The following is a 10,330-nucleotide window of genomic DNA, read 5'->3' on the forward strand; positions in this document are numbered from 1 at the left end:
AACTAAATTTTACCACTCAGGAGGCTTTTATTGCATACCAATCAATGTGTTACACTGTTTCATTACCAAAAATGAACCCCAAAACTTGAGTTAATTAACTTGGTTTGCTATCTACCCTTGGCCGCCAATAGATAGGTGCAAAGCGTGCTGCCCATAGCGTAAAACAAATAAGCCATACCGCTGCTGCAAATAGATAAAGCACCGGTGCAAGAGCAGAAGCAGCCGGTATGACGTCAGGCAGTATTCTAAACAAGATAGTAATCTGAAAACCAAGAAAGAGCTGCCAGGTAAAATGATCCAACACCAATGGACGGCCCGAGTGTCCTAATGTCACACGAGAAGCCATGCCCAATACCATACTGGCAAAATAACCAATCACCAGCGCATGAAGGGGTGCAAGACCAAACCAGATACGCTCTCCCACGTTCAACCACATCATCAGGCTCTGCGCTGCAAATAGCAACATCGCTACGGACAGCCAGGCAAATGAGATATGCAGCACCGCCAGCAGGCTGACACTGAAGCTGCGCAACAATCCCCAGGCCCATGACAAGTAGAAGGCACACCCAGCCAATGGCAGATCCATGCACCATACATATTGCGGCATCCCCATGAGCTGCAACAAGCCATGACCCGCTGTACAGACAAGCATCAACCAGAGTAATACATAGGGTCTGACGATCACATAATTTTCCAGCACCCGGCTTGAGAAAAATGGAATCATGCGGTGCGAAACAGTTAACAGGATCGGCAACAGGAAAAACCAGATGCCTGCCTGACGTGAAAAATCAAGAAATAACGAATGATCAGTCAGAAGCCACACAAGATAAGCAACCATACCCAGCCAGCCAAAGATTAATGCGACACTAGCCACTCGCGCATGGCGCTTATCTTGCGCTTGTGTCTGCAACAAGATCCGTAACAGCGCTATAATCGCACTCCCCCATCCTGTCAGCATCGCTGCGATGCCGGCTACCAGTAGAGTTTTACTGATATACAAGCCAGCATAGAACAGAGCCATGCCCCCAGCCATAAAGATGCACGTTGCCAGATAATAGCGTGGCTTGATTTTTTCCCCATTCATCCAATTTGGGAAGGTAGTAAATAAAAAACCAAAAATGAAGAAAGGAAAAAACCCATACACCATCAAGAAAGCATGCGCCCAAATTGGCGCCAGATTCAATATGGGTGCATTGCCAATTACATTATAGCGCCCCATCAGATCAAGCATCCACCATAAGAGAGTAAATACGCCCTGCAATGCACCTACCAGAAACAAGCTGCGATGAGGTGCTGCAGACAAATAATGCCAGATAGTTGCTTGTTTATTCATATATTTTCCTTGTCATTTGATTTAATCTCTGTTTTTCTATAGATGAATAGCTGATTTTACGCAGCTCCACGCTGATAGCGTATCATTCCCGGGATGAAAACAAAGTATCTAGATTTATATACGGATTATTTGATCAGTAACTAACGGCTACGCAACAATGACCGAATTATCGCCCATGTTAGAAGGAGAGATGAGCCATGATCAAGTGACCCGGTTTTTGGCGGAACGAAAATACACATCTCGGAATTTGTGGCGGGAAGTGAAGTCAGTCGTGCGGCAAATCGAGCAGGAACAAGGCTATTTGATTTTTGATGAATCGGTGCAGCAGAAAGCGTGGACAGACGAGAACGAGGTTGTTTGCTGGCATTATGACCCCTGCAAAAAGGGCGGACGGTCAAGGGCATCAGCCTTTGAATGCGCTGTATGACAATGATGAGGTATTGATCCCGGTGACATTCGAGATGGGTGAACAAGTCGCGGCGATCTATGAAAAACGGTGGAAAGTCGAAGCGTTTCACCAGTCTTGAAATCCAACGCCGAATTGGCAAAGTCGTCAGTCCGGACGGTAATCACGTGTTTATGTCCATTTACGTCGTATTTAAGCCGGAATGATGGAAGATCAAGCTAAGGCCAACCATTTCGTCCTGCGGGCGAAGCTATCTATCAAGGCAACCCAACAGGCTTATGCGAAGCTGCAAAAGTTAGAGGCTGCGTAACATCAATGAATAACCTTTAAGTTATATCAGCCTTTCTCTCTTATCGTTTTTATCATGCTACATATTTGCTATGATGTGCTCATTATTCATGTAAAGAACTTGTGTACCTTATTTATTAATGCTTAACATTGATTTGCATTGCCACTCCACAGTTTCAGATGGTCTTTTGACGCCTGCTCGTCTGGTAGAGCATGCGTTTTTACGGGGCGTCAACGTCCTTGCGTTAACTGATCATGATGACGTAACAGGGCTGGCCGAAGCTCGTATTGCAGCGCGTGAGAAAAACATCCTACTTATTAACGGCGTGGAGATCTCTGTCACATGGCAAAATAGAACCTTGCATATTATTGGCCTCAGAATCGATCCCGAATATCCTCCATTGGTGCAGGGTTTAGCATCGATTCGAGCAGGACGAGAAGAGCGTGCGCGTAACATTGCCATCCAACTGGAGCGTTGCGGCATTCATGGCAGTCTCGAAGGGGCCCAAACTTATGCCGGAGGACGATTGATTGGCCGTACCCATTTTGCACGCTTTCTTGTGGAAAAAGGATATGCTAAAGATGTTCGATCAGTATTCAAGAAATATCTGATAAAGGGTAAACCAGGTTATGCTCCTCACCAGTGGGCAGCCTTAAATGACGCAATCAGCTGGATACGTGGTAGTGGTGGCCAGGCAGTCATCGCGCACCCAGCACGTTACCAGTTAGGTAAGAACGTTCTCAATGCATTGTTACACGAATTTCGTAGTCTTGGTGGGGCAGGTTTGGAAATAATCTCACCCAGCCATACATCCGATCAGATAAAACTGTTTGCACATCATGCCCAACAAATGAATTTATTGGCTTCATGTGGTTCTGATTATCATGGACCAGGCGAAAGCTATTTTGATCTTGGTCAATTACCGCCATTACCAGCCGGATGTATTCCCATCTGGCACGATTGGAATATTGAGCAAAAAATAAATCATCATTGAGTAACCGAACTAAGCTTGCACTACATTACAATAAAGCATCAAAACATCAAAATATGAAAACATCAAAAGAACAAAAGAACAAAAGAGTTGGATCTCACTAAATCATGGCACAATTTTTTTCTATTCACCCACAAAACCCTCAACTAAGATTGTTACGACAAGCTGTTACGATTCTGCGTGAGGGTGGTATCATTGCTTATCCGACAGATTCGTGCTATGCACTCGGTTGTCAGATCGGTAACAAGGATGCCATGGAGCGTATCCGGACTATAAGGCAAGTTGATGAGCATCATCATTTCACGCTGGTTTGCCGGGATCTGGCTGAAATTTCCACCTACGCCAAAGTAGACAATATCCAATACCGCTTACTCAAGGCGAGTACACCGGGTAGTTACACCTTCATACTTAAAGCCAGTCGTGAAGTACCCCGCCGCTTGCAGCACCCCAAACGTCACACCATCGGCCTGCGTATTCCGCAGCATCCGATAGCCCACGGCCTGCTGGCAGAATTGGATGAGCCGTTGTTGAGCTCCACGCTGATCTTGCCTGGGGATGAGCTACCGCTAAATGATGCCGAGGAAATCCGGCAACGCCTGGAGCATCAGGTAGACTTGGTGATTGATGCTGGCTCTTGTGGTGTAGAGATGACCACCGTCATTGACTTAACCAGTGATGTGCCTGAAATAATTCGCACAGGAAAAGGCAGTCTTGCACCATTTGGGATAGCACATGGATAACTTAGATAGTATCATTCTAGGGATCGCTATTTATGCACTTCCCGTCATTTTTGCTATTACCTTACATGAAGCGGCGCATGGTTATGTGGCCAAACACTATGGTGATTTGACCGCGTACATGGAAGGACGCATCACACTCAATCCAATTAAGCATATCGATCCGATGGGAACCATTATCGTGCCGCTGACGCTATTTATCATCAGCAAAGTGACTATGGGCACAGGCTTTCTGTTTGGTTGGGCCAAACCGGTACCCGTTAATTTCAGTCAGTTACGACACCCTAAGCGCGACATGCTGTGGGTGGCAGCAGCGGGACCCGGCGCTAATCTTTTCATGGCTTGTTGCTGGGCGTTGATCATCAAGCTCGGATTGGCTTTTCCAGAAAACATTTATGCTAAGCCAATGATTCTCATGGGTATGGCCGGAATTGAAATCAACCTCATTCTGATGGTATTGAATCTGTTGCCCATACCCCCGCTGGATGGTGGACGTATGGCTGTCAGTTTACTGCCGCATCGTCTTGCTTACCAATTCTCGAAGATTGAGCCTTATGGGTTCATGATTTTATTGTTACTGTTGATGACTGGCGTACTAGGTGCGATCATCTTGCCATTCATCATCCTTATGAAGCAGCTCATCGTTTCGGTGTTTGGATTGTATATCTGATCAGGCCATTCTAAGCCAAAAGGTGTGCCTTTTATCAATCAATAACATGTAGATGCGCTTATTGCTTATTTTATCTCCGACTAACCTTGTATTAATTTAGGATTTGTAGCATGTTTGCTGATCGCGTTTTATCAGGAATGCGCCCGACCGGTAATCTACATTTAGGGCACTATCATGGTGTGTTGAAAAATTGGGTCACCTTGCAGCAGCAATACGAATGTCTGTTTTTCGTGGCTGACTGGCATGCGTTGACCACTCACTACGACTCACCCGAACTCATCGAGCAGCATACCTGGGACATGATTATTGACTGGCTGGCTGCTGGCGTCGATCCTGCGCACGCCACCCTGTTCATTCAGTCAAAGGTGCCCGCCCATGCGGAACTCTATCTGTTGCTTTCGATGATTACACCGCTCGGATGGCTGGAACGCGTTCCCACCTATAAAGACCAACAGGAAAAATTGACCGAAAAAGATTTGAGTACCTATGGCTTCCTGGGGTATCCTCTGCTGCAAAGCGCAGATATTCTCATTTATCGCGCCAATCTGGTTCCTGTCGGTGAAGATCAGGCACCCCATCTCGAGTTCACCCGTGAAATCTCGCGCCGCTTTAATCATATCTTTGGTAAAGAACCTGGTTTTGAAGAAAAGGCACAACTGGCTATCAAGAAGCTTGGCTCCAAAAAATCCAGGCTCTATAGCGAATTACGCACTCGCTTTCAGGAACAGGGCGATGAAAGTGCGCTGGAAGAAGCCAGATCCTTGCTGAATGAGCAGCAAAACCTCAGTATGGGTGACCGTGAGCGCTTATTCGGCTATCTGGAAGGAGGCGGCAGAGTGATCCTGTCGGAGCCCCAGACCCTCCTTACGCAAGCATCAAGAATGCCAGGGCTGGATGGTCAGAAAATGTCCAAATCCTATAATAACACCATCAGTTTGCGTGAAGACGCTGACAGCATCGTGAAAAAAATCCGCACCATGCCGACAGATCCGGCGCGCATACGGCGCAGCGATCCTGGCGATCCAGCCAAGTGCCCAGTGTGGTCGTTTCATACCGTCTATTCCAACGACGAGGTCAGGAATTGGGTGCAGTGGGGCTGCAAAAGCGCGGGGATTGGCTGTCTGGAATGCAAACAGCCCGTAATTGACGCTATTCTGGCTGAGCAGGCCCCTATTTGTGAGCGGGCTAAAATGTATGAGGAAGATCCGGCACTGGTCAGGCATATTATTGAGGATGGTTGTGAAAAAGCAAGCAAACTGGCAGAAGATACTATGCGCGATGTCAGGGAAGTCATGGGGCTGAATAATGCTTAAGGAAGTCCTGAAGATATGCGCTCTTCTCTTCTTTCAAGCAAAGAGGGGAGTGAAGCCATCGTAGCGAGCGACTTAAAAACGCAAGGTGGATGGAATGCACAAACGCAAAAACAAGCTTACAAATCTCGGCGAAGCTACTATCAGGTAGAGAGGGAGAGATGGCATATCGCCCGACACGGCGATTGGGGCGCACAATAGGTCTATGAAAGAAACTTTGTTTGCCCAACCTCTGGACAAAACTTATCTTCGCTCATGAACATATTGAACGATACGGATAATAAGCTTCCCATTGCCAAGGTTTGCGGTCAGCCGGTATTGGAAATACCGCGCGATCTTTATATTCCGCCTGAAGCGCTGGAAGTCTTTCTCGATACGTTTGAAGGACCGCTTGATTTATTGCTCTATCTCATTCGCAAGCACAATCTCGATATCCTCGATATCCCGATGGCAGAGCTGACCCAGCAGTATATGGCGTATGTGCAAATGATGCGTGCCGATCAATTCGAGCTGGCAGCAGAATACCTGCTCATGACTGCATTGCTGATCGAGATCAAGTCACGCATGTTGCTGCCACCCCCTGTCACAGAAATCGAAGAGGAAGCCGATCCACGCGCTGAACTGGTGCGCCGCCTGCTGGAATACGAGCAGATGAAAAAGGCCGCCATGCGCCTTGACGAATTACCGCAGGCTAATCGGGATTTCGCGCTCGTGCAGGTAGCCATTGATCAGGTGGCAGCCAGGCCGTTCCCTCACGTCAATACAGATGATTTACGCCATGCCTGGCTCACGCTGCTCGAGCGCGCCAAAGTCAACCGCCATCATCATATCGGCCAGGAACAGATTTCAGTGCGTGCCTGCATGAGCCAAATCCTGCGCACATTACAGGGTGGCAAAGTCGTTCGTTTTGATGAATTATTCAGCCAAACGACCAGTATCATGGAAATTATCGCCCATTTTCTTGCCCTGCTGGAGCTTGCCAAGGAAACGCTGGTCGCTATCGAACAATCCGAGAGTTTTGCAACGATTTATGTCAAATCAACCCAACCCGCTGCTGCCCTCTGAAATACTCACCCCCTTCAGCGAGCCTGACATCAGCAAAATCCTAGAAACAGCCCTGCTGACCACGCAAGAACCCCTTGCCCTGGCAGAATTGAAGCAGCTGTTCGAGGGCGAAGTCAGCAGCAAACTGCTGCAAGCATCACTCGAAAAATTACAAGAAAAATGGCGTGACAGCGGCATCGAACTGGTCAATACCGCCAGTGGCTGGCGCTTTCGCAGCAAACAGGAAATGCAGGTCTTCCTCGACCGGCTCAACCCGCAGAAACCACCTCGCTACTCACGCGCAGTGCTGGAGACCCTGGCAATCATCGCCTACCGCCAACCTGTGACCCGCGGTGATATCGAAGAAATCCGCGGTGTGGCAGTTTCCAGCAACATCCTGAAAACTCTGGAAACACGCGGCTGGATCGAAGCCGTCGGCCAGCGCAACGTACCCGGCAGACCTTCTCTCTACGCTACGACAGAGAGCTTTCTCAATGACCTCAATCTACAATCACTTGAACAATTGCCAGCATTGGATGAGCTGGCGGCACTTACTGACCTACCTGAACCTCAGGAGCAGGAGCCGCCCACCGATTCAGAGACAACGGAAATGTTGGAGTCTGGGCAAGCAGAATCACTTCAGAATATCACATCTGCGCCATCAGCGCATTGAGTAACGCAGTTTGCTTGTTGGAAAAAACCTCGATTTGGCTTTCCAGCGCATCGCATAAGGCCATGAGTTGGTCGACTTTGGCGAGGACACGGTATTGTTCATGAGTAGAATGCGAATTAAGAGCTGAAATAGAAGCCAGCCCATCAATAACGTTAAACTATTGAGGAAGATATCAAGGAAGATATCACCCAACCTCAATCAATCAAGATAACGAATGAACTGGCAAGACCGATTAATAACGATTTATCTTCTATGTTTGCATAGCATTACCAGCAAGATCTTTGGGTTCATAGTTAGTCAAAGGATGAGCAATTACGCGGATTTAAGCTTTAGTGACGAAGAAGGCATTACTCTCTTCCTGCTCGGTGTAATGGACAAGCATCAAGAAATCAAAAGTATTTATGAGTATGCGGATCGTCATTTACATGATTGATTTGTACGACTCCCGAGTTATGTAGCTTATGTTCAGCGCCTGAATCAGGTGGCTGATGTGTTTGCGCCCTTATTGGCACTGATTTAGCAGGAACAGGAAGTCAAGAATCCAGGGCAAGCTTGGCTGATCGCTTCATTTCCGGTGGTATTAGCCAGGCAAGGCCATCGGTTTAAGGCGTGTGTAACGAAAGAGTTGGCGGATTCAGGCTACTGCTCAACCAGGAGGTTGTACTATCATGGTGTGCGGGTTCATATTGTAGGCTCTATATGAATTTTAGTGGGTATGACATTATTCGATAATCAATAATAAAACTCTGTTTAGTCTGGCTTTAGGCCTTCAGTCTCCTTGGGAAGTTAAAGAAATAAAGTTTGTTCATGCTGAATCAAAGCGAAAAGAATGACACCTACAGATTGGTTTTGCAGTAGGGGCACGATTTGCAGATGAGGCAGGAAATCTTTGTGGTGTTTATGACACGTTGGAGCGGACATGGCAGCACCTTAACTTCTTTGAGCATACTTGCTATTTGCATTGCGCGGTTCCCCGCATTACAACCTCGTCAGGTAAGGTAGTTAATGTAGCGGTACCGTGGGCACGTGCCAACAGTGGTTTTACCTTGTTGTTTGAAGCCCTGGCTTTAGCGATGATTGAACGGGAAATGCCGGTCAATCGTGTTGCTGAGCTAATGCAAGTCAATCCACAACGCATCTGGACGATATTCAACCATTGGGTAGGCAAAGCGCTGCGTGCAGATGATCCTTCTGCTATCAGCCAGCTGGGTATCGATGAAACTTCCACGCGCAAAGGACATAACCATGTCACGGTGGGAGTTGATATGGAAAGTGAACGTGTGATTTATGTGAATAAAGGAAAAGGCAAACAAGCCGTTCAAGCCATTAGCAGACATTTGCAAGCAAAAGGGGCTCAGGCAGAGCAAATTCAGCAGGTCAGCATGGATTTATCGCCTGCGTTCATTGCCGGCGTCAAAGATGCTTTCCCTGGTGCACAGATTACCTTCGATCGTTTCCATATCGCCAAACTGCTCAATCAAGCAATGGATGCAGTGCGCAAAGCTGAACGCAAGGAACACGATGCGCTTAAAGGCCACCAATACACTCTTCTAAAAAACCGCGAATCACTCTCAGAAACACAACAGCAACAATTAATTGACATACTTCGCCTCTATCCTACCTTGGGAGAGGCCTACCGCCTCAAAATACTGTTCAATGATCTATGGAGCATGCCGGATAAAACCAGTGCCCACGCTTTTCTCACGCAGTGGTGCAATGAGGTTAAGCAAGCCGGCATTCCAGCTTTCCAGGCTTTTGCTAATACGGTCACTTCTCATTGGAGCGGGATTATTCACTTTGTCGAGTCCCGTCTGACCAATGGCCTTCTTGAAGGTATCAATCACAAGATTCAGCTTGTCAAACGGCCCGCCAGAGGTTACCGGAATATTAACAACTTCATCAATATGATTTATTTTTTATGTGGAAAGCTTCAGTTTACTTACTCACGGTATTTCACATAGAACCGTTTTTTTATAGGTGATGCCAAGCTTTTTGAGCGTCAGAAAAATAGCGTTCTACGCTACACCCAAACGTTTTGCCCACTCGTACTGATAAGCATCAGGATAATCACGAATATCCTGCCACAATACCTCAAGATCAATCTTGCGTTGACGAAACCCTTGAGGTTTACGATGGATATTCTTAACCCAGCGCGTCACGCTAGCCACGCCAACATCAAACCGGGCCGCCACCTCGGCTATCGTAAGTTCTTCTTTCTCTCGGACAGACAGGACTTTACGGCGGAAATCCAATGAATATGCCATTTTTACATTACAATCAAAATTATCTGGTTATGGTATAGTTCACTGGCAGGGGGGCAGGACAATCGCACTTAAAAGTGCTTGAAAATAGAATTTAGATAGGGTAATAACGTTATCATTTTGATTTTAGATATAGTAAAGCCAACACCTTCCATTATCCATCACTTTTCGAGCATTCATGATCCCGGGTAAACAGACAAAAGAAACATCAGCTACAAGATATTTTCTTTATCAGTATCTGCGCTGCGATTTGTGGTGCAGATGTGGGTTGCCATTGAACAATTTGGCTTGGCAAAAGAAGAGGCGTGGTTCACCGAATTGCCGGGCTTAAAGCATGGCATCCCTTCGCACGATACCTTCGGGGAAGTTTACGCCGCCATTGATACCGGGCAGTTCAGCGTTTGTTTTTCCCGCTGGGTTGCTGACCTGGCCACCCTCACCGAAGGTGAAGTGATTGCAATAGATGGCAAGTGTTTAAGACGTAGCATTGACCAGGCCTCAAAAAAAGCCGCCATCCACACGGTCAGCGCTTGGGCTCAGCACAACAATCTGGTGTTAGGCCAGGTTAAAGTCGGTGGCCAATCAAATGAAATCACCGCCATTCCCCAATTGCTTT

The 10,330-nt window shown here is 47.2% G+C and carries 11 protein-coding genes and 2 pseudogenes; 11 read left to right on the forward strand and 2 right to left on the reverse strand.

Annotation, left to right across the window (positions count from 1 at the left end; translation table 11 throughout):
• Window positions 1–94: 94 nt before the first annotated feature.
• Window positions 95–1,333, reverse strand: a complete 1,239-nt coding sequence (locus tag BM283_RS15765; RefSeq protein WP_090694805.1) for an NnrS family protein — start codon at window positions 1,331–1,333, stop codon at window positions 95–97.
• Between the two features lie 93 nt (window positions 1,334–1,426).
• On the opposite strand from BM283_RS15765, the pseudogene BM283_RS18370 reads away from it, so the two are divergent.
• From BM283_RS18370 to BM283_RS15810, 10 genes and pseudogenes are all read left to right on the forward strand, one after another.
• Window positions 1,427–2,049, forward strand: a pseudogene (locus BM283_RS18370) (hypothetical protein).
• Window positions 2,050–2,167: 118 nt separating this feature from the next.
• Entirely contained in the window at window positions 2,168–3,022 is an 855-nt protein-coding gene (locus BM283_RS15770) for a 3',5'-nucleoside bisphosphate phosphatase (protein WP_090694807.1), read from the forward strand.
• A gap of 104 nt (window positions 3,023–3,126) precedes the next feature.
• Window positions 3,127–3,759 (forward strand): L-threonylcarbamoyladenylate synthase, encoded by a 633-nt coding sequence (locus BM283_RS15775; RefSeq protein ID WP_090694810.1) that lies wholly within the window; start codon window positions 3,127–3,129, stop codon window positions 3,757–3,759.
• Window positions 3,752–4,426 carry a site-2 protease family protein gene (locus BM283_RS15780; RefSeq protein WP_090694811.1) on the forward strand — a complete coding sequence of 225 codons (675 nt, stop codon included), beginning with the start codon at window positions 3,752–3,754 and terminating at the stop codon, window positions 4,424–4,426. The genes BM283_RS15775 and BM283_RS15780 overlap by 8 nt, the downstream gene beginning before the upstream one ends.
• Before the next feature lie 110 nt (window positions 4,427–4,536).
• Complete coding sequence (locus BM283_RS15785; protein ID WP_046849554.1) at window positions 4,537–5,739, forward strand: tryptophan--tRNA ligase; 1,203 nt, start codon at window positions 4,537–4,539, stop codon at window positions 5,737–5,739.
• A 15-nt stretch (window positions 5,740–5,754) separates the two neighbouring features.
• Window positions 5,755–5,937: a hypothetical protein gene (locus BM283_RS15790; RefSeq protein WP_090694814.1), complete on the forward strand. Its 183-nt coding sequence runs from the start codon at window positions 5,755–5,757 to the stop codon at window positions 5,935–5,937.
• 54 nt (window positions 5,938–5,991) lie between these two features.
• Window positions 5,992–6,801, forward strand: a complete 810-nt coding sequence (locus BM283_RS15795) for a segregation and condensation protein A (RefSeq protein WP_090694817.1) — start codon at window positions 5,992–5,994, stop codon at window positions 6,799–6,801.
• Window positions 6,767–7,453, forward strand: coding sequence for an SMC-Scp complex subunit ScpB (scpB, locus tag BM283_RS15800; protein ID WP_090694819.1), 687 nt, complete (start codon window positions 6,767–6,769; stop codon window positions 7,451–7,453). Before BM283_RS15795 ends, scpB begins: the two co-directional genes overlap by 35 nt.
• A 304-nt stretch (window positions 7,454–7,757) precedes the next feature.
• On the forward strand, window positions 7,758–7,886 hold the full coding sequence (locus BM283_RS20365) for a hypothetical protein (RefSeq protein WP_302848304.1): 129 nt from the start codon (window positions 7,758–7,760) through the stop codon (window positions 7,884–7,886).
• 298 nt (window positions 7,887–8,184) lie between these two features.
• A pseudogene (locus BM283_RS15810) lies at window positions 8,185–9,414 on the forward strand (ISL3 family transposase).
• Window positions 9,415–9,468: 54 nt separating this feature from the next.
• Here BM283_RS15810 and BM283_RS15815 read toward each other — a convergent pair.
• The gene (locus BM283_RS15815; protein ID WP_090694824.1) at window positions 9,469–9,717 is read right to left on the reverse strand and encodes an IS630 transposase-related protein; all 249 of its coding nucleotides are present in this window, start codon (window positions 9,715–9,717) and stop codon (window positions 9,469–9,471) included.
• Window positions 9,718–9,975: 258 nt separating this feature from the next.
• On the opposite strand from BM283_RS15815, the gene BM283_RS15820 reads away from it, so the two are divergent.
• The coding region (locus BM283_RS15820) for an ISAs1 family transposase (RefSeq protein WP_254776407.1) at window positions 9,976–10,330 on the forward strand (355 nt) is incomplete at its 3' end.

The sequence above is a fragment of the Nitrosomonas sp. Nm34 genome (assembly GCF_900113925.1).
Taxonomy (GTDB): Bacteria; Pseudomonadota; Gammaproteobacteria; order Burkholderiales; family Nitrosomonadaceae; genus Nitrosomonas.